The sequence below is a fragment of the Sphingobacterium sp. UBA5996 genome (assembly GCF_002429765.1).
Lineage (GTDB): Bacteria > Bacteroidota > Bacteroidia > Sphingobacteriales > Sphingobacteriaceae > Sphingobacterium.
On the sequence record NZ_DJAS01000004.1, the window covers coordinates 24,063 to 50,660 of the forward strand.

The 26,598-nt window shown below is 37.7% G+C and carries 23 protein-coding genes; 4 read left to right on the top strand and 19 right to left on the bottom strand.

All coding sequences use genetic code 11. The annotated features are described in order from the left end of the window. Positions 1-2 precede the first annotated feature (2 nt). From B3E00_RS03150 to B3E00_RS03160, 3 genes are read right to left on the bottom strand one after another with little or no spacing between them, the layout of a single operon-like run. Positions 3-2,786 carry a virulence factor SrfC family protein gene (locus tag B3E00_RS03150; RefSeq protein WP_293936860.1) on the bottom strand — a complete coding sequence of 928 codons (2,784 nt, stop codon included), beginning with the start codon at positions 2,784-2,786 and terminating at the stop codon, positions 3-5. Between the two features lie 7 nt (positions 2,787-2,793). Then, on the bottom strand, positions 2,794-5,802 hold the full coding sequence (locus tag B3E00_RS03155) for a virulence factor SrfB (protein ID WP_293936861.1): 3,009 nt from the start codon (positions 5,800-5,802) through the stop codon (positions 2,794-2,796). An 18-nt stretch (positions 5,803-5,820) separates the two neighbouring features. Next, entirely contained in the window at positions 5,821-6,579 is a 759-nt protein-coding gene (locus B3E00_RS03160) for a DUF805 domain-containing protein (RefSeq protein WP_293936862.1), read from the bottom strand. Between the two features lie 143 nt (positions 6,580-6,722). On the opposite strand from B3E00_RS03160, the gene B3E00_RS03165 reads away from it, so the two are divergent. Next, complete coding sequence (locus tag B3E00_RS03165; protein ID WP_293936863.1) at positions 6,723-7,283, top strand: tetratricopeptide repeat protein; 561 nt, start codon at positions 6,723-6,725, stop codon at positions 7,281-7,283. Positions 7,284-7,532: 249 nt separating this feature from the next. Here B3E00_RS03165 and B3E00_RS03170 read toward each other — a convergent pair whose 3' ends face one another. From B3E00_RS03170 to B3E00_RS03180, 3 genes are all read right to left on the bottom strand, one after another. Continuing rightward, positions 7,533-8,198: a response regulator gene (locus B3E00_RS03170; RefSeq protein WP_209576387.1), complete on the bottom strand. Its 666-nt coding sequence runs from the start codon at positions 8,196-8,198 to the stop codon at positions 7,533-7,535. Positions 8,199-8,212: 14 nt separating this feature from the next. Further along, on the bottom strand, positions 8,213-9,895 hold the full coding sequence (locus B3E00_RS03175) for a tetratricopeptide repeat-containing sensor histidine kinase (protein ID WP_293936865.1): 1,683 nt from the start codon (positions 9,893-9,895) through the stop codon (positions 8,213-8,215). A 98-nt stretch (positions 9,896-9,993) separates the two neighbouring features. Continuing rightward, positions 9,994-10,146: a hypothetical protein gene (locus tag B3E00_RS03180; protein ID WP_293936868.1), complete on the bottom strand. Its 153-nt coding sequence runs from the start codon at positions 10,144-10,146 to the stop codon at positions 9,994-9,996. Positions 10,147-10,572: 426 nt separating this feature from the next. On the opposite strand from B3E00_RS03180, the gene B3E00_RS03185 reads away from it, so the two are divergent. Then, positions 10,573-11,793 carry a hypothetical protein gene (locus B3E00_RS03185; RefSeq protein ID WP_293936870.1) on the top strand — a complete coding sequence of 407 codons (1,221 nt, stop codon included), beginning with the start codon at positions 10,573-10,575 and terminating at the stop codon, positions 11,791-11,793. Positions 11,794-11,927: 134 nt separating this feature from the next. Here B3E00_RS03185 and B3E00_RS03190 read toward each other — a convergent pair whose 3' ends face one another. The 3 genes from B3E00_RS03190 to B3E00_RS03200 form a co-directional block, all read right to left on the bottom strand. After that, positions 11,928-12,374: a nuclear transport factor 2 family protein gene (locus B3E00_RS03190; RefSeq protein ID WP_293936872.1), complete on the bottom strand. Its 447-nt coding sequence runs from the start codon at positions 12,372-12,374 to the stop codon at positions 11,928-11,930. Between the two features lie 380 nt (positions 12,375-12,754). Then, positions 12,755-13,090, bottom strand: a complete 336-nt coding sequence (locus B3E00_RS03195; RefSeq protein WP_293936875.1) for a hypothetical protein — start codon at positions 13,088-13,090, stop codon at positions 12,755-12,757. A 477-nt stretch (positions 13,091-13,567) separates the two neighbouring features. Further along, positions 13,568-14,380, bottom strand: coding sequence for a hypothetical protein (locus B3E00_RS03200; RefSeq protein ID WP_293936877.1), 813 nt, complete (start codon positions 14,378-14,380; stop codon positions 13,568-13,570). Positions 14,381-14,912: 532 nt separating this feature from the next. Between B3E00_RS03200 and B3E00_RS03205 the strand changes: the two genes are divergently transcribed. Next, complete coding sequence (locus B3E00_RS03205; RefSeq protein WP_293936880.1) at positions 14,913-15,770, top strand: hypothetical protein; 858 nt, start codon at positions 14,913-14,915, stop codon at positions 15,768-15,770. 223 nt (positions 15,771-15,993) lie between these two features. Here the strand turns inward: B3E00_RS03205 and B3E00_RS03210 are convergent, their stop codons facing one another. From B3E00_RS03210 to B3E00_RS03220, 3 genes are all read right to left on the bottom strand, one after another. Beyond that, a complete protein-coding gene (locus tag B3E00_RS03210) occupies positions 15,994-16,440 on the bottom strand; it encodes a hypothetical protein (protein WP_293936882.1) in 447 nt (148 codons plus the stop codon). Between the two features lie 208 nt (positions 16,441-16,648). Continuing rightward, positions 16,649-17,794 carry an MFS transporter gene (locus B3E00_RS03215; RefSeq protein ID WP_293936884.1) on the bottom strand — a complete coding sequence of 382 codons (1,146 nt, stop codon included), beginning with the start codon at positions 17,792-17,794 and terminating at the stop codon, positions 16,649-16,651. A 9-nt stretch (positions 17,795-17,803) separates the two neighbouring features. Next, on the bottom strand, positions 17,804-18,808 hold the full coding sequence (locus tag B3E00_RS03220; protein ID WP_293936886.1) for an alpha/beta hydrolase: 1,005 nt from the start codon (positions 18,806-18,808) through the stop codon (positions 17,804-17,806). A gap of 91 nt (positions 18,809-18,899) precedes the next feature. Here B3E00_RS03220 and B3E00_RS03225 point away from each other — a divergent pair, with 91 nt between their 5' ends. After that, positions 18,900-19,271 (top strand): winged helix-turn-helix transcriptional regulator, encoded by a 372-nt coding sequence (locus tag B3E00_RS03225; RefSeq protein ID WP_293936889.1) that lies wholly within the window; start codon positions 18,900-18,902, stop codon positions 19,269-19,271. A gap of 477 nt (positions 19,272-19,748) precedes the next feature. On the opposite strand, the gene B3E00_RS03230 is transcribed toward B3E00_RS03225, so the two are convergent. From B3E00_RS03230 to B3E00_RS03260, 7 genes are all read right to left on the bottom strand, one after another. Further along, the gene (locus B3E00_RS03230) at positions 19,749-20,492 is read right to left on the bottom strand and encodes an NADAR family protein (RefSeq protein ID WP_293936891.1); all 744 of its coding nucleotides are present in this window, start codon (positions 20,490-20,492) and stop codon (positions 19,749-19,751) included. A gap of 638 nt (positions 20,493-21,130) precedes the next feature. Further along, positions 21,131-21,610, bottom strand: coding sequence for a hypothetical protein (locus tag B3E00_RS03235; RefSeq protein WP_293936893.1), 480 nt, complete (start codon positions 21,608-21,610; stop codon positions 21,131-21,133). A 38-nt stretch (positions 21,611-21,648) separates the two neighbouring features. After that, the gene (locus B3E00_RS03240) at positions 21,649-22,059 is read right to left on the bottom strand and encodes a Dabb family protein (RefSeq protein ID WP_293936895.1); all 411 of its coding nucleotides are present in this window, start codon (positions 22,057-22,059) and stop codon (positions 21,649-21,651) included. Positions 22,060-22,070: 11 nt separating this feature from the next. Further along, entirely contained in the window at positions 22,071-23,396 is a 1,326-nt protein-coding gene (locus B3E00_RS03245; protein ID WP_293936897.1) for a hypothetical protein, read from the bottom strand. A gap of 87 nt (positions 23,397-23,483) precedes the next feature. Next, positions 23,484-24,863, bottom strand: coding sequence for a HAMP domain-containing sensor histidine kinase (locus B3E00_RS03250; RefSeq protein ID WP_293936900.1), 1,380 nt, complete (start codon positions 24,861-24,863; stop codon positions 23,484-23,486). Continuing rightward, a complete protein-coding gene (locus tag B3E00_RS03255; protein ID WP_293936902.1) occupies positions 24,860-25,549 on the bottom strand; it encodes a response regulator transcription factor in 690 nt (229 codons plus the stop codon). Before B3E00_RS03255 ends, B3E00_RS03250 begins: the two co-directional genes overlap by 4 nt. 586 nt (positions 25,550-26,135) lie before the next feature. Then, entirely contained in the window at positions 26,136-26,438 is a 303-nt protein-coding gene (locus B3E00_RS03260) for a hypothetical protein (protein WP_293936904.1), read from the bottom strand. Positions 26,439-26,598: the final 160 nt, after the last annotated feature.

Genomic DNA, 26,598 nt, shown 5'->3' on the forward strand with positions numbered 1-26,598 from the left:
TTTTAAACCAGTTGAAAAGGTGAATACTGTTCGACCAATAATTTTAATTCCTGATTGGCCTGCTCATCGTAATCGATATATCCTGCATTGACAAGGAGTGAAAGGCGTAAATATTCAATCCATTTGTTGTACTTCTGTAGTGCTATTGCGCGTACATCAATATTTTCGGCGTCGAATAAAGCAGATACCGCGCTGGGAGATGTATCAAGTTTTCGTTCAAAAAATCGATTGGGATTAGCAACCAAGATGTTTCTGGCTTCCTCTTTCTCTTCTTCCGTAAAGTAGCTCACATCAAAATTAAAAATCAGTTCATTGATCACCAGGGAGAAGGTTTCGGTCAAAAATATTTCATAACCATGGTTAACATCTATCTCAGAAATGATATCATTTAACAATCTGACCATTTTGCTGGCGACATTTCGCTTTTTAAGCAGTTCCTTAAAGTAGCTCACAACGAAAATCAAACTGTTTCTATTCAGTCCATACGCGATGAAATCCCTGTACTGATCCAAGTTGTTGATCTTCATTAACCAAGATTCGATAATCAATTGAACGTAATACTCAGATTTTGATGAATTGGTCTCTTCCTGCTGAAATAATTCAGCGATTTCGATACCACTGTCTTTTAAAAAGCCTTCAACAGCTTCATGCGATGAAAGCCAAAGATGCTTTTGCAGAATGGTCAGCATTTCTGCTTTCGACTTCGCCTGTTTGAGCTCCGGATATTGAACCAATAGAATGGACTCCTGTGTGGTTTCATCCAATATGCGACGACTTGTATCAACCACCATATGTTCATTCAGCAACTGAAAAATATCATTCGGGTTAATCGAAAGACAGTCTATAAAGGCGTTAAACAAGCCAAGATCTTTTACTAAGGCACTGTTAAATGCCAACTGAAACTGATTTACCTGACGCATCTGCGTTTCGCGCATCACAGTGACATCATCCTTATGAATAAAACGTTCGAGGTCCCGCTGTATCTTGGTCAGGATTGTGTTTAACTTTTGAAGGTTATGATTGATCTTGGTTTTATTCCCCGATACCTTCGCCAGGGATTCAATAATCAACGCAGACCCATCATGATTGATGGTAGCAACGTGTTGCCATGTTCTTTCAGCATCCTGGAAATGATTTTGGACAAAACCATAGCGTGTAAAGGACTGCTTCATGACTTTCAAAAAATTCTCCCTTTCGGGATGGATTGCGAGCTCTTCCCCTGCCTGTTCAAATCCGACAAACGTATCGTTTGAATACTTGTAATCGCGCAACAGATAGAAATTCTTGAACAGATTTTCCTGGCTTGTCCATTTTGTATGCCAGTTACGCGACTGCGTAACGATCTCCTGTTCAAAGAAACGCTCAAAACGCGTGTGCCATTTGTAGTTTAATTTTTCAGCAGATTCCAGGTATTCACCGTCGTTTGTGGTGTCAAACTTGATCTGATTATTGAAAAAGGTAAAGATGACAAACAATGGCGGCAAGCTTGCTTCTTGAAGTGATTTTGATCGTTCTTCGACACTCCCGCCTACATTGTTCTCGATCCAGTTGTATAACAGCGATGAAATTTCGTTGACTTCCAGCTGCTTGTCATTGGTACAGAACAAGAGATTATTGATATTAAAATCAAGAGAGTATTTATTAAAAAGATAAGAGACCTTACCCCGCAATAACATGGCATCAATATTCTTTGTCGAGATATCCGATTGATCCAATGCCAAACGGCTACGGGCTCCCGGAAAGTCCAATAAATCATTGTATTTTAAAAACTCTTTGGATTCGACTAGTCTTTCGGGAATCGAAAAAACAAGTTCGGCAATCAGCGCTGACAATGCAGGGACCTCAATCTGAACCTCAGCACCATTCGTCAACTTGAAAATTGTGCTGCCCTTTCCAGAATCGGCACTGAGTTCGCCCAAGCGTTTGACATCAAGAATGGCTCCCCCCTCGCGCAGGACATTTTCAAACTTGATATACCCATGGCGTGCAAACTGTACCAATTTCAGCTTATTGATCAAGTTGATAAAAAGATCTGTCAATAGAATTTCCTTATTCCAGAGGATATCAAATATGCGCGACCAATCTGTAGCCTCATAATGATGTATAATGCGACCTATACGTTCGAAGCACCTTGTTTCATAAAGACCTTCAAACAAGATGGTATGCTGTGAAAGATTTTTTTCAAAGTACTCCTTAATCTCAAGCACATCGAATTCGGTTAAAAAATCCTGCTGAGTTCCTTTTTCCTCAAGCTCCAGCTTTTTAAGATGTGCTTCAAAATCCCCTTTTGAAGGAAAGGAAGTAATTTTCTTGAGATCCAGAAAAAAAGCATCTAGCAACACCAATAGTATATCTTTTGCTGCAAGCAAGTTCACCTTTATTGGAAAATCTGGGAACGAGGGATCTTGATCAATCGTAAATCGAGTGACCAAGCCCGTACTTTCGGCACCAGTTCCCGGCGGATTTATTTGCTTTAGGAAATCATATTGTTTACCGTCATTTTCAATCTCAAAGGGCCTGTTTGTATCGCTCAACAGGTTTTTGATCAGATAGGATTTTCCCACCTGACTTGCCCCAAAGACAGCGATGACCGGTTTATTACCGATATTGCCCTGAACCTTTTTTATGGTATTCAAGCTGTTCTTCAAGCTGAGGAGCGCTTTATTACGTTCTTCATACTTTAGATTTTTGTCAGCCCATTGAATCGATCCCTGTATAAGATCGATCTTACCGGAAATAAATTCCTCGATAAGCTTGATTTCTAATTCAGAATAATTATTCGACATTTCTTTTCTATAAAACGAATTCACAAGTATCTAACCAATATCCCTGAACACTATCCAAGGTCTGATAATGGAGCTGGAAGAAACGCCCCGGCTTCTCATTCCCTTCATTATCTTCGATATGTTCGATCTTCAATATTTCCTTACTTTCATCCCAATCTCGGGCGATGGTCACCTTCAACGGTAGATGTCGTAATATTTCACCCCGCTCTTTATCGACCTGTTCTTCATAAAATGACTCATCGCGACCGACAAAACGGTTCTTGATTACCTCTTCCATCTGCCTGTGATCAATACTTAATCTATAGAGACCTGAATAGGTGTAGTTGCGCGATAGATATTTCGCATAGCCAAACTCAAAAGGAATTGATTTAAGCAAAAAAGTCTGCTCATGTTTTTGTGGAGTCAATATGACTTCTTTTCTATTCTCCACTTTAGAAATAATATAATCGGCCGTTGAACTCAGATTTTTGATCAGCTCGGTTGTATTTAAATTGAAGTCCTGTATCTTCTTCAATTTGGCTGCCATCAAAGCGATAATTGCCCCCACGGCAACAATCGTCTTGGGATCTTCAACATTCCCCAAATTGTCTGCAAACGGATACCATTTTCCGATCCAATAATTATTGAGATTGATCACATTGGTCGGCGAAACAAACAGAAATTTTTTGAACAGTTCCTCATAGCTAAGCAGGGATGCAGGCTTTCCGGACAGGACCACAAAATCACACTCAAACTGGTTAATCACCAGACACATTTGACGAACCAATCCCTCAAATACACTAGAAACGATCTCATTGACGACCTTAGCCGATATTGTCCATCGGATTTCCAAAAAATTAAATCCTATTATCCGCTCAAAATAGTTGACAAGTGCACTATTTTCAAATTTGTGCCCTATTATTTCTTCGAAAGACATTTCAAAAGATTCTTGCTGATTGGCCTGTTGTAGGTACTTAAGTACAATAGGCTGTGCTACCTGATGGACAAATGATTTGCGCATCATCTTTGCGAGATAGCCCATATTATTGGAGTTCTCCCCAAAAAATCCGTTGATCCGACTTTGGATGTCTATAATTCCCTTTAATCTCCCATAATTTTCTAATCCTTCAATGGCCGAATCATCCGTTTTTAGGGGACTGCGAATAATCAGCTTTTGGATCAACTCCTTCATCAGATCATCTCCTGCCAATTTAAAACTATCCCAAAATAGCGGTTGGGGAATCAATTCCTGAATCTTATTTGAGGTCTTAAGCTGATATTGATTGATGATAATATCAGTTGTTCCCGCGCCGATATCAATGGAAGCAATCTTTAACGTATTCTTATTATTGAATAAAAAATGGTCAATCACATAATTGTTATTCCGCAATTTTTTCGAAAAGAGACTGTAAACGAAAACAAGCTGGCTACAGGTTGCCTCATCATACATCCAATCTTTTTTATCTTCCAGCTGGCTGAGGGTCTTGGATATATCCTGGATAGATGGAATAATCTCCGGTTTTTTAAACCAGTTTGTATTTTCATCCTGATCAAAGTAGAATCGTTGGTATCCATCCAGTAATTCACACGCCTCTGCTGCCGCTTGTCTTAGCGCGATCTGCTCATGCTGGATCATACCAGTAGGGCATGATATCGTAATCCTTTTGATTGTCCTTGGCATGGTCATCTCGCCATGTTCTTCCCTAAACTTAAAAGAATTGATCTGCACGTGCGCATGCATCAATACTTCCAGAAAAACAAACTTCATTAGAGAAGCCCTTGAAAACATCGATTTTGCACCAAATACCTCTCGCGAACTCTTTAAGCTACCGTCTAGGCTCAGTTGCTCTGATATGCCATTCAGATACACTTTCTTTACCCGATTAGTCTTAAGAGGTTGAAACTCCCATTCGCGGTCACTTATCTGATCATCCCATAAATAGCGTTTCGGGCTCGAGTTGTAAGTCTTTAGTTCGTAACCAAGATCTAGATTTGTACTTGCTGAATGGATCAATTTTTCTGCTTCAAAACCAATACGGGTCAAACTGGGAACAATAAATTTATTGTTGTGGTAATTATCTTTATCAATATTTCCAAAACTAGATTCGCTAAACATCATGTTCATCGGAAATGAGTTATTGTATTCCAGATGCGGATTGGTATAATCTTGAATGATAAGTTTCTTAACGCTATCAAAGTCAAAACTATCATCATCCTTATTCTCAAATAGAAGCGCACAGGTAGCCGAATTGCCGATATCAATGACGAGATCTACAGTTTTCTTTCTGATATTATCCGTAAAGAGCTGAATTTCGGGTGACTCCGTTTGAGCAGCCAGCCACTTCATCAGAAGAACATATTTGGCGATGTATTTTTTTATCGGATGTGTATATCTTTCTTCTTCATTTTTATCATAAAATAAGTCGGCCAAATACCGATCAATCCATGCAACAGAGTTGTCCTGCGTAAATAAGAAATTACTCAGATTGATTTCATCAGACTGGAGTCTGAAAACATTCTCATCCGGATTATTGCTCAACTGAGGACCAGTTTTATCATTTTCACTTCTAGCTAAAGACGTATCTACGGCAATGACGATTTTTGCCAGTGAAAACTCTTCATCACAAGTAAAAAACACGCGGACCCAATCTGTAGGATACAGCAAGTCTCTATTAATGGCGTTCTCCTTAAAAAAAGGCAACGGAATCCATTTATTTTGGTACTGCTTAAGTGTCTGCTTCAGATTACTTTCTTCGTAGACTTCAGTAACGATACCTGTACAGGTACTCAAATCAGCTTCATCTTTGAGACGCTTATTGATAACAAATCCCTTATCGATCAGCTCCTGTAAACGATAATAATTCTCAGTACCTTCCTTCGTAATCTTAAATAAGGGATCGAGAATAAAATCGAAAAAATTGGTATCGAATGGTTGGTGGTAATAAAATCTATTTTCCTTGCCAAACTCAAGATCAATATTTACCTCATATTTGTAATATTGAATGCTCGAATTAGCAATTAAAGAAATCCTTTTCATCTATCTAATATGGTTTTGTTAAAATCTTGTTTGGAAATTATCGCCTTTGGGATTGGGCCCGTAGTCATTTACGAATCTGTCACTTTCGCCAAATGCCATCCAAAGGCCGTAAAAAGGAATAATCTGGAACCACCCGGAGTTTCCACGATCGTGACAGCGCTTGGTATTTTGGGCTATGAGGAACCAGTAAAAAGGTAGTATAAATAAAAAGAATGCACCGCCCCCACCCGATACTCGCTCGATCCTAGCCGTTACTGCGGCAAGAAGCAAAAAATAGATATAGGCGATTACATAACTGAGCCAGTATTCAGTCCTTCTGATTCTTCCTTTAAACCCAAATGGATTTGAGAACATAGCTTGCTTCGGATAAATCAATTGATGTTGCGCGCTAGCGAATGGATCGTCAATACCATGATATTGATTCATGGAAGAGGTGTAGGCCTTCAATTTACTCTCAACACTATTTTGATAAACTGCGGGTGCATTGTCTACTGCAATAACAGCATTTTCGGAAATGGCTTCTTGCGTGGAAACAGGTTCGTCTTGGATTAATGGCTCAATGATTTCGATTGAATCTAAAGAGTCTTCAACAATAGGTTTTGTTTCTTCCGGCGGAAAGGAAAGATATAAAAATTCCTCCAGCTCACCGGCAGGTTGCCAATTTTCCAATCCCTCGTACCAAACCAATGTCTCTTCAGAAATATCGGTGGCTTTAATTTCCTCAAAGGATAGCGGACCGATCCTTTTACCGTCAAGTATGTAAAAATATCTTTTCATTTGAACATCCAATTAATAATCGCTAACTCGTAATGGTTAATACAAAAGTAGCTGACAGACTTCGCATGATTTTACGGGAAGCCGTAAAGCGATAATTAAGATAAGAATGGACTGAAGAGAACCTGATCACTTCGTGTAAAACAATGTCCGAACGATATAATTATGGAAATTTTAGTACCTTTAGAAAAATAAAAACCAACAATATATTCATCGGTATGAGCGCAAATGTTCCTATTGTTCGGCAAGTATCCCAGTCAGCTATACTAATCATCATTTTGGTGTGGGCTGTTTTTATAGCATTTTTTACAATTCTATTCCAAAAACATGGAATTTTCATAGGTGTGATTTTATTTTCTGGGTTATTTATTTTGTTGCAACAGCTTATTCCATCAAGCCACAACAAGGGAATGAAGGCTATCAAACAGAAGGATTTCAAAGCGGCTTTAGAACATTTTGAGCTGAGTCTTGATTTTTTTACTAGAAACGCATGGGTAGACAAGTATCGTGCAGTGACGATGTTGAGTGCCTCAAAAATGTGTTATCGGGAAATGGCACTTTGTAATATTGCATTCTGTTATGTGCAGGCCGGGCAAGCCGAAAAAGCAAAAGCGCTCTACGAAGAAATTCTGAAACAATATCCTGACAATGGGATCGCTTACTATGCGCTAAACTCAATAAATACCTTTTCAAATCCGGCTGATTAAAAGTAGTGCATTCAGATAGGCCGCTTATAAGCCTAGCCTTCACATATAATCATGAAACAAATAAAGGCTATCCTACGATAGCCTTTTCTCATCATCTTATTGGTTAAAATATGGCATTAAAGATCTTGAATGCAGTAGATATCGTTTTCAGCAAATATTCCTACCTCGTTATTTATCTTGCTTTCACAAAGGTAGCACGATACCCCCAAGAGTCTTTACGGAAAACCGTAATCCTATATAAGAGATTATTTATATGAAGCCTAATTCTTTACAGTATGCAACAAGCTGTTCGTTTTTAGTATATCCAAGTACATCCTTCATGAGATTGAGCCGTTTCTCAATACTACTCAGGCTCGACGGACGAATATCACGCTGTTGCAGATATTCAGGCATCTCTTTTTGAGAAACACCTTCGTACAAGAGTTTAATGATATGCAGGTCAAACTGCGTAAATTCATGCGAGTTCTGCTCCTGAATAAATTTTTTACTGTCGGGCGATTGGTACGTTCGGTTCTGATCAACAGCTTGCAATGCCTCGCGCAGATGTTGGCCATCGCGGCGCGCTTTGCGAACAAGGCCATCAATCTCATTGTTCTTGAACATATCATTGATCAGGGACGAACGGTCCTTGGCCGTCAGGACAATAACTTTGATATCTGGTTGTACAAGTTTGACAGCTTTGATCAGTGAAAGCCCATCTTTTATCTCCTGCGGACTATCATCATCTTCAAATTCGATATCCGTAATGAGTAGGTCATATGGTTCATCATCGCGGATCGCATTTTTGATCCAGTTCAGTGCATGGTCGCAATAATAAACGTATTTGGTATTGTGAATACCGAGGTCGTGCAAGGTTTTCTGCACAGAAATGTTGGCTATCTCGTGGTCTTCGGCAATGAGTACTTTCTTAAACATACATTATTGTCTTTTTATAATGGGATAACGGTCGTGATATTGAGCCCTTTTCCCGGTTCATTGACAAAGGTAATTTTACCACCCAGGCTTTCAATACGGGAAACCGTATTTGCTAAACCTTTTCCATTCGATTTTTCTTGTGGGATTCCTACACCATTATCTTTATAGAATATCTTGAGCTCTTGGTCTGTTATTTCAAAACGTACGACGACCTGTTCCGCCTGACTATGCTTCTTCATATTCACCATCAACTCCTGAAGCACATGCTTTACTTCATCCTTGATACGTTTGCTGATTTCGTCCCACTGTTCGGCGTCATTACCAGCGATTAATACCTTCCGATGGTCAGCGGCAAAGGATTTGAGCAAGCTGGCCAGTTGCTCGTTATAAGGCGTCTCTGTAATGGTTTTCTGCTCAACATCATGCGAGATATCGCGCGACTGGTGGTACATATTTTCCAGTTTATCGAGCACACCGTCGCGGTCCACCTCATCACCATGTTCAATTTCCGACATCACTCGGTAGATGCCATTGGCCACGACATCGTGGATCTTTTTAGAAAGATGCAGCTGTGTTTCTTTAACCCGATTCTGTGCTTCGAGTTCTAGACGTTGCTTGCGTCGTTTATACCAAAGCGTTCCTCCACCAACAGCTAACAGGAGTAAAAAAATACTTGCACCTGTAATTGCACGTTGTCTGACAAGCCGGTTCTGCTTTTCGGCATTTTCTTTTTCCAACCGCAGGTTATCGGCTTTATTTTTTTCGACTTCGTAGCGGATCAGGGCGAACTGGTTTTTGGCGGCGGCGCGGGCCTGTTGGATACTGTCGTTGAGTGCCAAATAGGTAGACAGATAACGTTGAGAATTGGAGGAATTTGATTGAATCAATCCTCTCAAGGCATTCAATTTATCATCTGCGCTATTTATTTCAGTTGCTATTTCATATTGCTTATGTAGATAATAAATAGATGAATCTGGTTTTCTATGGTCATAATATTTAGCTAAACTCGCATAACTTGAATTCTGACCCCAACGATCTTTTTGACTAGTCCGTATCGTTAAAGCTTTATGATAATCCGGTACGGGATTATAGCTGTTGTCTGCAATCCATTTTGTTTTGGCTAAATTATTTAAAAACTTGGCGTAGTCCGTTGTTCCACTTGGGACTTTTGACAAGATTTCTTCGGAAAGCTTAATTGATTCCGCATAACGTTTAGCATTTCTTAGGCAGACAGCAAGATTATTTTTATACATTAATGTATTTTCGGGATTAGTTGAATATTTTATAGCCTGATGATAATAAGGGATAGCTTTATTATATTGTTTCATTTCGTCCGTCGAATTAGCAATAGTATTATAAGCAAAGGACAACAATGTGTCTTGTTTTAAATTACTCTTCTCTAGAAATTCGATTGATTTTAGAGATGTTTCTTGTGCCCCAAAAAAATCACCCTGATCATATTCATTGATTCCAATAAGAATTAAACTTCTTACAACCGTCAAATTATCACCTTCTTTAAATGCCTGTTCTTTCGCCAATTCAAGGTAAACGAACGAACTATCATACATTCCTAAGTTATAGAATGACAACGCTTTTAAGTAGTAATTTCGACTTTCCCCTTTTAGCTTGCCATGTTTCTTATCAGAACATGAGAATATAGCTAAAATGGAAAATAGGAATAAAATGAGTTTTCGCACGGCTAAGTTTTTTCTAATTTATCCAAAAAACTTATCTAAATCAACTACAACTAAAAAAAGAGAGTGATTTACATCAACTCTCTTTTCTACTATTAAAATTAACCTTTCGGTGGTGGATTTCCTTTATCTCCACCATCACCTGGATTTGGCGGTGGTGTGTCTGCCGTTTGTACTGTTTGTGTTCCTGCGTTTGGTTGTGAATTAGACGGTTGACCAATTCCAAATAAAAAATATAATATTAAACTCCACATGAGTCAAAAAATTTAAAAAGTTGAAAAAATGAGTAGGCCCCGTGCACCATGCACGGGATTGCTACAAATGTTTTCAGAAGGCCTTCTGAATTTTTTGGGAAGTAAGAGTGTCAATCGCGGGAGGCAGAAGCTGCTTCCCAAACCGGCTAAAGACTACCGCGAGATCTTCTCATTGTGAAATCAGATTAGTATCTTAGTTTATATTTTAATCGATCTATCACCTGACTTCGAGAACAAAGTTATAGCTGTTAAAACCCTTTTTATCAAATACTTCCAATGCTTCAAAACATTTCATGATGTTTCATAATGTTTCAAAAACTCTGGAAGGTTTTCCAAATTTTTCCAAACGGTCGAGATGATTTATAGCGCTATCAAGCGTACGGTTTCCCGTATTTTCATTACTGAATAGATATTAATTTTGGAATCATGTTTGAGAATTTTCAAAAAGCTGTAAGAGACAGCTACCTAGATTTAAAGAAAAACAGACAGCTTGATTTCTCCCGCGAATGGCCTTCAGCAGGAGACCTTAAGAATTGGTCTATACAATGTTTCGAGAAAGGGCTCTCTGAAGCGGATGAAATCGTATTTACTGATTATTTCAGAGAAAAAGATGAAAAGAAATTACAAAAGCAACTTGGTAAGTCACTCAGGGAAATAGTTAAAGATTCGGATACTGATAAATTCAGGGCTTTAAGAAATTTTATCATTGGAGATACAAAACGCAGCCCAGACAGAGATGTCGTAAAATTTCTCGCTGTACTGATTAATTTTCAACGGCGGCCTTACGACTTTAATTATTGGAACGAAATCCAAACAGATGATGCTGCTCCAATCGATGATACCGACATTCACGATGATACTTTTACCCCTCCTAACCAAGACGACGCAGACAAATTAGTTTACGACAAAAATTCGGACCACTTAGGAGTTGAAATCAATGATATAAATGAGCTAGCCTCTGACATACCACCCGATCATCCGCAAGGATCTCTATTTCCTGAAGAAACTTGTAGCGTGAGTATTTTTGAATATAAACCCGATATCATTCCAACAAAATCGGAAGATCAAATCGAAGACATTATTGGTTCAAGTGATAGTAAAAATGAAAACAGTGAAAATTTAGAAACAGAAGAAATTCGACCTGTAAGTGATATAATTAATTCGGATGAGATAATTTTAGATAACAACAATAAAGGAAATGCGAGTCAACAAAATGATCCCCGATCATTTTTCAATAAAAATAAACTTGTATTGAGGTTTTCTGCTGTAGCACTTTTGGTATTGGCAATATTGACTACCGTACATTTTCTGACGCCTGAAGAGTGCATGTGCTGGAATGGAGAAAAATATATTGAGGTAGATTGTCAGAGTAAGACACAGCCTTATCAAGTGATAGGCTTAGATAAAAACAAACTCGAGGGATTTGTGAAAATAACGAGACCAGATACCCTAGGTCCCAAGGATGTAGGAAGAGTATGGTATTCAAAAATCAATCATGAGGTGGAATTTTTTACTGGACCGGGTTATCATCCCACGGAATTCGGACGTTCCCTAAAAGCGGCCACCATGCGGATTTTAGATAGCTACGCAGGAGCAAATGCCAAAGGCGATCAAAACAAGAAATATGGTATTATGCAAAAACCATAACCTTTCGTCATTTAAATCCAAATTTCCAAACGTAAAAAAGCCAGATCTCGCGACCTGGCCTTTAAACTAAACTTAAACATATGATTCACTAGTGGTTTGTCTTTTATTACTGACAAACCACCAGTTATTGGATACTACTTATACGAATTAACCGATTTGGATACTTTCCAGTCATTGCCCGCACGCTCCAAAGTAACCAGATCTGTTTTGGTGAAGTTCTCAAATTTTAGAGTCACTTTAGCTACCATATAGTCTGCCGATTCCTCGATGATGTCGGTGCTTACTGTACAGTTTAGCTTTTCGCCTTTTTGTTTTTTCAACGATTTAACCACTTCGCTACGGCTGTTAGACTGCGCATTGGTAGCTTGGATCTTTTGATTAAAATCTTCGGCGAATAACTGCTCTACTCCTGCTGATTCTCCTTCAGTCGTTACCGCAACATAGTGATCCAGTGCCATGTCTGCAGTGGAAAGGTTAACGTTTGTTTTTGTTGCTTTGGCTCCAGGTCCTTCAGCTGCCATAGCGAAAGTTGATACTGCGATTAATGCTGCTGCTGCAAATGTTTTTACTAATGCTCTCATAATGTCTTTATTTTATTGTGTTAGTTCTGTTATTCTTATTTGTTGACTCAAAACTACGACACAATAGGCCTCTAGCCTACGGACTTTAGACCAACGATCAAGAAAACTCGGTGAATGACGGGAATCGGGAGGTGAAGGTATTTGGTATTATATGCTCAATTCAAAATCAATTAATTGGAAACGATTTGGAGTTTATTAAAAAATCACAGAATATTGCTAGCATATTTTTATCACCGCCTATATTTATAGACATACAATAATAAAAAAAAGAAAGCGATATATCCACATCGCTTCACAACTTATATATTTGCAATGGATGGATCTTATTTATATAAATTAATCGACTATTATAGATGACTTATCACGCAGAATCTAACGTATTATACCTGACAAAATTCCACATACTGAATATTAATAAAATCGATACAAATTTTGGCTTCGATCACCTTTTTATGGCCTTTTGAATCCTTGACATGCAAATCTAGAAAAATATGGCCACTTTTGTATCCGTGCTCGAGATATGGCTTATACATTAAAGCGCCTTTTCTTCCTCTAAATTTATAATCATATCTTAATAAGATATAATCATTTTCCCAAAGATAAATTTCGATATCTGTTCTAAGAGCTTTTCTAACTGCAATATAACGATGTAACAAAAGTAAACTAATTCCCAATGCTGCTACAGCTAGATAAAATGCTAATTCATTTAAAATCATGTCAATTGATTTGAAATCCCTATGCTATAATTTGTGACAATTCCTTGTTACATCCCTCCAAAGTCCCTTGTTCAAATCCGAAAAACGAATTGATTAGAACCTCGTCTAAATTAGATTAGAAATTAAATTTAAACAATTATGGAAGAACAATATGATATATCTAGACAAAAGTAAATAAAAACATAACGTTATAGCCAATATTTTCAATAATAAATCATCTATCCGCTATCGAAAGCGCATTGAGATTAGCAATCTACTTTTATTAGGAGCCTCTGTTCGGGGATTTGAAAAAAGATCTATCAATATGGCCTAATGGAATGGTTAATAGTTAGCACTCTAGCCATGGCATTTTCAGTTATGTTAGGTTCAATTGGATATAAAATAGCAAAATCAAGAAAAAAGAATCAAAATCAATAAATCCCTTTTCACGTAAAAAAGCCACATCTCGCGATATGGCTTCACAACATATATATCGTGTTATTGAAAGTATTCAATAACACGATAACTACCATCTTGATATTTATCGAGCAGTTCTTTTAAATAATACTTGTGCTGTACTCCAGTCAAGACAACTATTTTTTTTCCACTATACTGATTAGCGTGTTTGATGATATTAATAGCCATTGTATTATTTCTTAAATCCCAAAAATTACACCAAAGCTGATAACCATCTCGGTAAGAAATCTTTTGACCATTTGGCTTTACTACATATTTCTCTTCAAAAATTACTTCGGAATTAGCTATTTTGGGAATCTCATGATGCTGAAGAGTTTGTCTATATCTGTTTAAAGTTTCAAAAGCGACTGAATTCAATGTCTTTATATCTGTTTTTGAAAAGTTTAACAGCGCATTATTCGCTTCTTTATATTTCTCATAGATGGCTTTATTTTTGTCACTTAACTTACCGACAAGATACAAGCTATCGATAAGCTTTACGGTAAGGTAATCAGCCGGCACCATCCCCCTATCTATTCGGTACTGATTTCTACCCTCAAATTCGAATGGCAAATTGCGTGTCTCAGGATATTTTTTAAGATATCTTAATGTAGCAGTCTGCTCGTTGGAAGTTAGACGGATTTCCTTTGCGTAATCTTTCATCTGTTCGCTATCATTTTCTTGCAAAAGTATATCTGGTCTGATCTTATCTATAATTTCAAATAGCATACCCGGGTTCAAAATAGCCGAGGAATCATGCACAGTTCCAATGATATAGAGTTCTGTCTTAATCGAGGTTTGAGCTTGTGCAAAGTTTAAAAACAAAACTGATAGACTTGCAAAAAGATATTTCATTATAAAATTGATATTTAGGCGTTGTTAAAAGTGATACTCCAAATATAAGAAAATCAGTATACGGGAGAAAATTCTTATCCATTCAACGAACAGAGAGATTATCCAAATATTCCCTCTCCGACAGGTGGCCGGCGGAACTTCGAGCACTTCTTCATACACGGTCAAATTCAAATTCAAAAGTTATGCTCGTGCGGAGAATTTTTTGAACAATCTTAAAAATATAATTACTTTTAAAGACATATATAAACCTTGTATGTTGTATAAAAACGAAATTCTAATAAAAAATGAAGTTTAATAACAACTGTGTCATAGGACGCAATGGATTCTTAAATAATTAAAATATATCATGCGCAAAATAATGATCTTATTTATTTTCTTAGCCGTATCAGCCTTTCAGCTTATTGCTACCTGCTTTGCTCAAATCAAATATGTTGTATTTAATCAAGACAAACTAACCGATTCATTGAATGGGCATTTATTCTGCAAAAGAACATATGCAGAAATCGGATCCGACAGTACCAATTTCCCAGATTTGACTATTTATAATTTTCTGTTCAAAAAAAACATAATTACTGATGGTTCAAATCAAAAAGTATTTCAGAATTTTATAAGCTTTGAGCGTGAAGGGAAAAATTTGCCCGTTGATATCTTAGTTACAATAACGCCGCTAACTAGGGCTAAATTTGAGCTAAAAAATATCTCGAAAGCCGTCGCTAACAACGAGATAAACATAATTACTTTGGATAGCCTGTTGCGAACCACAGCAAAAGATATATTTTATGCAACTTATGCACCTTTAGGTATTTTTTCAGAGACGCCATCACTCAACTTGAAAAGAACGGATTATAAAATCGTGATAAAGCGAAAAAATGAATATTTTCTAGTTGACAACGAGACCTTAACTGAATCCTATTTTATTGGTAATGGCTATATGGAGCCTTATAGAACCAATGCAGCGGGAATATATCCGCAGAGTAAGAATTTTTCAAAACAAAATTATCTCTCTACTGAAAAGTTAAATACTATAAAAGGGGGAATAATAAAAGATTCTACCATAAATTTAAATAATCAAGGCCGAACTATAGCTATAGATAGATTTTGGACAAATGAACCTTACATTCCTTTTACAAAAAGTGCCGGTTTAAATAAAGGTAGTGACTGGTATGCAGTAGAAGGAATTGGAGATTTTGAGTTCCATTGGGACAATGGTATATTAAACGGTAATTTTTTGGACTATTTTAAAAAAGCCAAGTTAAATTATATGCCCGATAAACAGCTCAATAGAAAACTGAACCTTTGGTATAAAACAAAGAAAATTAATGGGATACCATTCGAAGCATTTTTTGAAGACAAAGGTTTGAACAACACAAATTTGAAATCGATATTATAGCTAGCAATACCAATGTTTCATTGACGTACACCTTGGAAATTCAATTGTCTTTTAAAGCATTGGATGACGAAACAAAAAGAAGAACCGTTAGGAAATATAAAAATTACAGTACAAAATAAACGATAAGTGAAAGGACCTGATTAGAATCAGGCCCTTTTGACGTAAAAAAGCCACATCTCTCGACGTGGCTTTACAACATTTATATACTTGTAAGGGATGGCTCTTATTTATAAGAATTGATCGATTTGGATACTTTCCAGTCATTCCCCGCACGCTCAAAGGTAACTAAATCTGTTTTGGTGAAGTTCTCAAATTTCAACGTTACTTTAGCCACCATATAGTCTGCCGATTCCTCGAGGATATCTGTGCTTACTGCACAATTCAACTTCTCTCCTTTTTGCTTTTTCAATAGTTTGACAACTCCGATACGGCTGTTAGATTGTGTATTGGAAGCTTGGATCTTTTGATTAAAATCAGCAGCAAATAACTGCTCTACGCCTGCTGATTCTCCCTCTGTAGTTACGGCAACATAATGATCGAGTGCCGAGTCTGCTGTGGAAAGGTTAACGTTTGCTTTTGTTACTTTTGCTCCAGGTCCTTCAGTTGCCATAGCGAAAGTAGATACTGCGATTAAAGCTGCTGCTGTGAATGTTTTTACTAATGCTTTCATAATGTCTTTATTTTATTGTGTTAGTTCTTTTCTTATTTGTTGATTCAAAACTACAATGCAATAGGCCCCTAACCTATCGGCTTTAGACTAATGACCAGGAAAACTCGGTGAATAGCGGGAATAGGGAGGTGAAAGTTTACGAATATAGAACAGTTCTGATTGTACCATACTTCAGCATCAACAGTATCACAGACCTTTAAGGTCTGGATTATGCTGGCTTCTTTTCCAATCGGGATCTTAGACCGATCATAAAAAAAGCCAAAATACCAAATAAAACGGTTATCCAGGGCGTAAACTGTACGCCCTTCGAAACAATGATCAAACCACCTACGGTGGTTCCTAGCGTTACGCCTAAGTTGCCAAATGATGTAGCCAAACTATTGGCAAATTCCATCGCCTCTGGTGCAGATGAAATCATATAAGTAGAGGCATTTAGGAAACTTGGAGAATATAGAAAACCCCATAATACGATTACCAGAATTGTAGCCATCGTATTGCCTCCCGAAAAATGCAGGAGTATAGGAACTATTATAGTCCCCGAAAGAAAAAAAACAGTTGTGTGTGTTATGTTCTTGTTTAATAGTTTACCGGCTGTCCAATTAGCAAATACACCGATAATACCGAATACAAACAGCATATAGCTGACCATGGTTCCGTCCATATCTTTGGCTTTATTTAGATAATCGGCAAAGTAACTATAAGTGGAAAACCAAGCCGCAATCATAAAGAAATTCATTAATGTACTTACAATGAACATCGGTTTTCTCAATATTTTTAATTGACTTCCATAAGATTTTTTTGCTCTCACAGGCATTGCCGGCAACACAAAGTGAATAGCCAATAATGCCACAATGCTGATGATAGCCTGTACTATAAACGAATATTCCCAAGAAAAAATGTTGGCAATATAAGTAGCGAACGGAACAGTTGTTACCATTGCAATGGCAACACCGCTGAACACGATACTCATCAATTCATTTTCGTTCCGTTTATTACCCTGCGAAACCGCTACGGATAAAGCTGTAGCGATATAAACAGGCTGTAAAAATGCAGGTAATATCCTTACAAGCATTAATAGCCAAAATGGTGGTGAAAATGACGATACAATTCCTGTTAACAGAAAAATAAAAATAGCTATCATCATCACTTTCTTTCGGTCAAATCCTGATAACAACAAGGTCATAAAAGGTCCAGTAAGCGCAATCGCTAACGCAAATCCTCCCAACAGATAGCCAGCCTTATCAATGCCGATTTGGTAATGCTCCGCTACTTGCGGCAAAGTACCAATGATACCAAATTCAGTTGTTATAATAGCTAAAAAGCCTAATGCTCCTGTGTATGCGTACTTCTTCATCTTAAAATTCTATTTTTCTAAGCTTTGGGTTATAAATTCAGCAATTTCTTTCGTTGCTAATTGTGTTTCAGGCAAAAGAATTCCCATATGCATAAAGCCATGAACCATGTCTTTATATAAACTTTTTTCAACGGATACTTCTGAATTTTTCATGTTTTGGGCTAATTTCTCGCCCTCATCTCTTAATGGATCATGTTGTGCTAAAATGACCAGAGTTTCTGGAGTTTCTTTGAAATCTTTGATTAAAACTGGAACAGCTAAAGGATTTGTCTTGTCTTCTTTGGATTTTAAATACCAATTCCAGGCTTGTAATCCCCACTCTCTAGTTAAGATTGGACCATTTTTATAATTTTCCCAAGAGGCTGTACCGAATGAGTTATCAGAAGCAGGATAAATTAAAACCTGAAATTTTAATTGACTTCCTAATTCGAGAGATAAGACTGTTGCCAACGCTCCGCCCGCACTGTCGCCAATGACACCGATTTTTTGAACATCAATTCCAAGATTTTTTGCATTATTGATTAACCATGCTGTAGCATCTTTACAATCGTTTAGTCCTGCAGGAAAAGGATTTTCAGGTGCGAGACGGTAATCGACAAAAAGGAGGATTGCTTCCGTTTCATTACTCAATTTTCGAGCGATTGCATCATGAGTTTCATAACCACCAGAAATAAACCATCCTCCATGAATGTAGATAATGGCAGAAGAATTTGATGTTTTGCCTTTAGGGCGGTATAATCTCACAGGAATTTGGTGATTTTTTGAAGGGATATTAAATTCCTCAATGCTGAAAACAGCTTCTTTCGGTCCACTTAATTGTTGAGCCATCGCATCATAACTTTTCCGGCTTATATCTAAAGGGTTTTTGCCTTGAAATACCTGTATTTTTTCTAAATGACTTAAGATTTCTTTAATTTTTGGTGTCAGTTGCATAGTCGTTTCCTTTTTGATTGTGCTAGTGGTCTTACATGAAATAGTTCCCAGAATTAGTATCGATAATAAAATTTTTCTCATGTTTATTGATTTTGATGGAACAAAATTAATTTGAAACAATAAATTTGCATAGTATACAGCTAATTGTATGGTACTAACAAATTTGTAAGTAATGGGAAAAAGAAAAGAAAATTCGACTAATTTGATGAATGAGAGTTATATCATGGAAAGCTGTGATCTGACTTATGCCATTTGCAAAATTGGTGGTCGTTGGAAACTGCTTATTCTTTGCAAATTAGAAAATGGGAAATTGCGTTTCAGCGAATTACGCAATCAGATTAATGGAATTACTGAACGAATGCTTACACTCCAATTACGTGAAATGGAAAAGGATGGCTTGGTAAAACGTACCGTTTATGCAGAAGTACCTCCAAGAGTGGATTATGAGTTGACAGAAATTGCAAAAGAACTGGTCCCTATATGGGCAAAATTGAGTAAATGGGGAGCAAAACATAAAGTTCTAGTAAGTGAAAGCCCCATTTAGCAGCAAAGCTAAACCAGCCGTTTCGGGTATCCGTAAAAGAGGACAGCAAAGGATGCTGCGAATGTTTACTAGACCCACCTGTACTTCACGAACAGCATAAGTTTTTTGTATTAAAACTACAGTTATTAAAAATAATAAAACTATTTTAAACTGGCTATTGTTCTTCCAATACAAAGCGGCTACAAGCAGCCTTTCGAAAGAAAGGTTCAACATAAAAATTGGCGTCGTACAGTGAGAATCCAATAGTCTTTAAAAACATTGGATGAAGAAACAAAAAAGAGGAAACGATAGGAAACATAAAAATTACTGTACAAATAAACGCTAATAGAAAGGGTCTGATGAGAATCAGGCCCTTTTGACGTAAAAAAGTCAGATTTCACGACCTGGCTTCTAAACTAAACTTAAATAGATGATTCACTAGTGGTTTGTCTTTTATTACTGGCAAACCACCAGTTGTAAAATTCCATTTATACGAAGTTAATAAAAATCCGCCCAGGAATAAGGAGGAGGATAGGTCAGTTGATATATGGTTTGTTCCCTTTCAGACAGATGATCATAATAAGCACCGAATTTGCTCAAATATTCCTCACCCAATCCCATTCTCCAAAACATATCCTTACTGTCCTTATCGGAAAACTTCGACCAAGGTGCTTGCATAGCGTTTTGAAGTACTTGAAATTGCCCAAATTGACCTAGAAAATCTCGTACTTCCATCAATGCAAAGCCCAATAAATTTTGACCACGCCAACAATAGATGTTTTCAATATCGACGTCATCTTGTGCAAGTCCAATACCCCAGATGGCATCAACGGGGCTTGCCTCAACAAGAACTCTATTTTCTGTTTTTAAGAGATATTCGGCGAGCGCCCAATGTTGATTAAACTTATGGATGTTTCCGTTCTTAACAATCTCAAATTTGCGTTCATTCCAAATCTGATCATCATAGCCCACAACTTGCCTTCCCAACTCTTTGGCCTCACCCGGTTTAATACAGTTGATAATTTTCTCAAAATTTTTCTTATCATCAAAAAGTAATGCTTTTTGGGCCATCATCCAATGTTCCGCAGTCCTATAGGTAATATTATCTACTGTAAACGGACTCTCATACCATTGACTGAAAACAAATTTTTCAACTTCCTGATTTTGCTTAGCTGTATGCCCCCAAAAGAAGAGAAATTTGAAGCTATCTCCATTTTCAAATCTATCTGTTAGCCACTTCATAGTATATTTTACCATATGCTCAATTCAAAATTGATCGTCAATTATCCATCGACATACAATGATACGCAAAAAATTGAAGCCACATCCCTCGATATAGCTTTACAAAATAAAGTGACCATTAGGCTGCTCGATTTTTTATTACTGCTCACAGAATCTATAATTTTTTTGATCAGAGAGCCTTTTTAGATATAATCTTCTTTCGCCATAATAGGTATCAATCCGGTTAATTACAGCGATTGGCGAATCAATAGCCATCCTCAGATAGACAGTATCATTCCGCACAAAATTATGCTTATCGTTAAAAATAAGAATATCTTGTAACCCGCTATTATCTCCACAATTTTTCCAAATGGAATTTATTAAACTCTTGTTTTTGCAAGAATAAAAAAAAACGCTTAAGCCCAAAATAACAAGGAGAGATTTTAGTTTCATCGTAAAACTACTTTGTATACTATATACTATGGCAATATAAGTAATTTTCCTAAACTATTTTAATCTCCGCTTTGCATAAAAGTTTTCTGAAATTGGGCTATATAGCTTTATTCCTTTGGAATCTCATCAAAATAAGTCCTCATAAATACAAAGGAAAATTACTGCCAATGTTGTGCCACAGGTCAGACTGCGGCACAACATAAATGTTAGTCATTTTTTGCTACGAAAAGATCATCAGCCCCCTCATTGATAGGGATATACAATCTTTCCCAGCTTTTTGAATGAACCATTTGCCAGCTATGCCCAGTACCTTTCAAATCTTCAGCCAAAAGAATTGTTCCGGGTTTGATTAAAAAAGTTGAGCCATCGCTGACTTTAAATCTGATTTTACCTTTCAGCGTAACCACATATTGTCTTCTTGGAGCTGGATGAGCATTTTTTTCCCATTCTTCTGTCTTATTGCTCGTCCAAAATGTACTCGTATTGGCGTGTTTTAATGTTGGAATAAAGCCTTTTTGAAACGAGCAGGTTCCGTCTGGATTATTGATCAATCGTACCGCAGGCATTTCACCTTCAGCTTCCACCTTTACCTCCTTAATTTTCCCATGACCTTCTTGTGCTTTCACGGCGGTTAAGCTTGATGCTGCCAATACGCAAGCAATAGCTAGTTTGGATATCATTTTCATTTTGTAATCTTTGAAATTATTATTTTGTTGTTTTAATTTTAGAATTCATAAACCGTGTCGTGCACCATCATCCGTTCAAAATAGGGTTTGTATTTAGCGACAAGGGCGAGATGCCCCGGCAGTTTACCATAAGCCTCTAGTTCCTCCAATGTCGCAAATTCCATGGACGCATTGTAGGTAAACGAGTTGTCCAATACCGCCCTTGGGGAAGAAGCAGCTGGCTTGCCATAACGTACATTTTTGACATAGGGAAGCTTTTTAAGACCTTCAAAAAACTGTTTAAACTCTTCTACCTGTTCAGCAGACAAGTCAGGTTTTAACCAAAAAAGCAAATAGTGGAAATACACTTTTTTAGTTTTTTCTTTTTTCTCTTTTGCTATCAAAGAGGTTGCCGCAAAGCTCATGACACCAGCAGTACCTAGTGTAAGGATAAAATCTTTTCTTTTCATGTTATTGCTATTTAATTAAAATCAATTCGATATTTAAGCACAAATGCCCACTTGTGATCTGTCACCACAGCTTGATCCGCAGCATTTAAATTATAGATCGGGCGATTTTGCGCATCAAAAGTCAGCCGGCTGCTATTACCGTGCATCAGTAGCGAAATACCTGCATCATAAATTAGACTTTTGTCTTTCAATGCCTTGTATTCCCCTATTTGTACAGAAACCGCTGGCTGCAGCTGTAAATTATGTTTGGATGGATTGAAATAAGGGAGTGTACCGCCGACCTGTGCGTAAAATGTATTTCCTGTACCAGCATTTGGCAAGCTATTTCCCGCACCATTCAGGCTTGCATTGGCCGCATCAATACCTGTCGCGGGGTTGTTTGTACCTGCAAAGCGGAGATAGTTAGGACCATAATCGCTGCGCATAGCCATACCGTAGGCACTAATCGAAGTTCCTTTATCTTTGTCGAGTGGCGCATCGTAGATAATATCCGCCGCAAAATTGCGCATATCGTCATTTTTGGTCATCTGCTGTTCATCTAGGTGCCAAAGGGCATTGTGCATATACTCAAATCCAGCCCCTATGCTGAGCACATCTTTTTTACCGAGGTATGTACCCGAATTGAATGGCGTTTCGTTACTCTCTTTATCGTGAAATGCGTAACGGAAGTAGCCTGACACATCTTTGCGCGCTTCATTTTTGCTGAAGTTGGCTTTATTTAGTTTCGGATCAGCACTGGCGGCGGAATATGGATCAGCCAGTACCACCCGATAGTCAAATTTGCCAAGTTGTCCTTTTGCATAAATGCTCATTTCACGCACGACCATATCAGTTGCCCCAGTGTTGGATGTCGCATACAAAGGCAAATCGTAAAGCAGTGTATTGAGTGGCCCTGTTGTAAATCGGGAAAGACCACGCCAAGTCGAACGACCGCCACCGATCGCAAGTTTGGGGCTAAAACTATATTCCGCATAGGCATCCAAGAGATCCATATACGTATTCGTCTTGCTGTTGACGTTTACGTTAGTAGGCCCCATCTGTAATACAAACAGTAAATTTTCGGTAGGCTTATAAGTCATCTTTGCCCGTATACGCCGCAAAGAAAGATCAGACACATTCGATACAGACTCATTGTTTACCAAACTCCCCGGATTGAGCTGGCTATATCTCGCCCACAGCTCAGCGTACCCGCTGAAACTGATATAACGTGTATGCTCCTTATTTAAGAAATGAGTAAGTTTTGGATTTCCAAAATCATTGGTTTGCGCCTCGGCGAGCTGTGCGCTACCTAGTCCCAAACTGAGGAACAATGCCAAGGTAAGCTGTTTTCTATTCATGATTCAACCTAATTTTGTTTTTTTGATAAGTCAAAATTAGGCTGAATATGGCGGTGATATTATTAGAAAACCATTAGAATTTTTAGCTTATTCAAGCCCCTTTGGATAGGCAAGTTTAAGTTCAACTGCAAACACAGTTCCTAAATGGAGAGTTGAACTAACCGCTACGGTACCCTGATGCATCTCAATAATCCGCTGAACAATTGAGAGGCCGATGCCATGTCCCTCTTTTGAAGGCGTACCCGCCACACGGTAAAACAAATCAAAGATATACGGGATATCTCGGCTGTCTATTCCGATACCATTATCTTTTACCTGCACCTGTGCTATGGTATTATTTCTGGAAAGCAATACCTGAGCAGAATGATCGGCACTATATTTACAGGCATTCTCGATCAGATTAGCAAAGGCTACTTTCAAGAGGTAGGCATTTGCAGAAACAAAGATTTCTTCTTCGTCGATTGCTGCATCTGCATCAAAAGAGATGCTCACCCGATAGTCTTTATTTTTCTCTAGGACGACTAATTTCGCTTCCAGCAGTATTTCGTCGAGTCTGATTTCTTCAAAATTTACCTGCGAACTATCGTAGTTTGCCCGGGCAAAATCCAGCAAGGCTGTCGAAAGTACCGTAGCCTCTTTCGCATCGAGCAATGCCCTATCAATAGAGGTAAAATACTCATCCACATTGGTATTCAGCTCCTGCGCCAATTCCAGTTCGGCGATCATAGCAGCCAAAGGTGTTCTAAACTCGTGGGAAATAATGGCGACAAAATGGCGCTGGTTATTGAAAGATTTTTCCAACCGATTGAACGTATTGTTAAATGTTTCGATAAGTTCTGAGAGTTCGTCTTTCGCATTACTATAGCAGACACGTGTGCTCAAGTTATGTTCGGATACATCCTTTATCTGATGTATAATGTAATTGATTGGCTTCAGAATATAGCGTGCAAATAGGAATGAGGAGAAAAAAATGAAAAACAGGGCAACAACATAGATCGTCATCAAAATATTTTTTAGCCGTTCCATATGTGCAAAGCCCGTTAGATCGTACGCATGTCCGATCAAGAAAAAAGGCTTGCCCTCAAACTGATAGTTCAAGCCCATATACAATTCTTTACCTTGTTCCCAAATTAAAAAACTAGACCTTTTGATCGATTCTAATCTAACATCTGGATACGTCGGTTCGCCTATATCCGAAAAAACCACCCTATTCTGCTGGTCGAAAACAGTAATCTGCGCTTCATTGATCAGTTTTTTGTTTTGTTCGTGAATTTTTCTGATCTGATTTTCCTGTACTTTAGCATCAAAAATAAATTCTGCGCGCCAGATGATCTTATAGCGCAGCCGGTCCACAAATTCTTCCTTTCGATTTAGTTCAGAAAAGAAATAAACCGCATATGCGAATAGAAACAAGATGATAGCCGACGAGAACGTAAATACCAAGGAGGTTCTATTGACAATCTTCATTCTTTATTCGATAAAACAAATCCATGTCCGGATTTCGTATGAATCAATTTTGGTGAAAAATCGCGGTCTATTTTTTTACGTAAATAATTGATATATACGTCAATATAATTCGTTCCAGTATCAAAGTTTTTGCTCCAGACATTACGTGCTATCTCATCCTTACTGAGCATGGTTTCCTTATGCTTCAAAAAGAAGTGGAGGAGATCAAACTCTTTGGGAGTCAACTTGATAAGCTGTCCCTGACTGCGGACCTGCTTACTCCGCAGATCAATACTGATACGATCATAAGTCAGCAGCCCTCGGATCTCTTCTTCACTGATTTCACGATGGCGCTTGAGCAAGACGGCGATACGTGCAAAAAGTTCGCGTATTTCAAAGGGTTTCACCATATAATCGTCTGCTCCAGCGTCAAAGCCAGATATTTTTTCATCGATACTGCCCAACGCCGTGAGCATGATGATGGGAATTCTGGGGTAAGCCGCACGCATCTGTTTACTGAGCTCTATGCCATTCATTCTTGGTAACATAATATCTATGATTAGCAAATCATATTCAACAGATTTGATCTCTTTGATCGCAGCTTCGGCATCACCAAAAACATTGACCAGATAGCCCTGACTTGCCAATCCTTTCTTCACACTCGAAGCAACACGTTCATTGTCTTCTACGACCATAATCTTTACCATTGTAGCGCTCTTGTATGTATCTATCAATTATTGATTGGCAAAGTTAGTGATTTTTCAAAATGGCAGGACAATGCGGATTAAGATTTCAAATATAAACATATTTGAATAGCTTAAAATAAATTATCAAAGACCACAGCTTAAGACATAGTCCCAATTAACAGATGACTTGTCAGTGATCTGACCTTATACTGATCTTTGCAGTTCATCAGTTATTTAGTACTAGTTGCTAAACCAACATTCATGTGATGTTTTCGATGTATTTTTCAGGCAGAGTATTTTATTTCCTAAAAGGTAAAACTAGGAGCTATATGGGGCGTTAAGCTGCCTTTAGCTTTATTACGATTTGTATATTTTATAACTTATATTATATAAAAAGCCGCATCTTATGAAATAATTTCTAACCTATGTATTTGTAAGCGGTAGCCCCTATCTATAGCTTCAAGCTATTCCCATCAAACCTATGTAATCACATCAGCCATATGAATATGCCCTCCAAAAAATCCTAGTATTTGTGGATTGACAGCTCGGGTTATTTGACTGAAATTAGTGTATGCTTAGATTAATAGAAAAACGAATGAATACACTTTTATTCGCGCTCTAGGATGACTAAAATATATCCATCCTTCTGCTGATAGTGAACGTCATCCAGCTTTAGTTCTTCAATTGTTGTGCCGCCACAGTTCTGATTTTTAGAAGTTTTTACGGTAAATGGAAAGGATTTTATCGTCGACAGGAATTTATACTTTATAAATCCTTCAGTCCAGCCAACTTTAGGAAGTATAACGCGATCATCGCTTTGTATATCATACGCTACGAGTTTGTTTTCACGATCTCCCAGTTCTTCGCGAAACTCAAAGTTGTTTTTATTAAGTTGGCCTGTAGTAATCAAGTTTTTTCCTTCAGCATTTACAAACTCAAACACTACGGGCTCGGGGGGTGTGAAACAATCATTTTTTTTACATGCTGTTATCGATAGACAAAGACATGTAATTATCAGGTATTTATGTATCATGTTCATAAAATGACTTTAAAATACATCCGCAATAGAA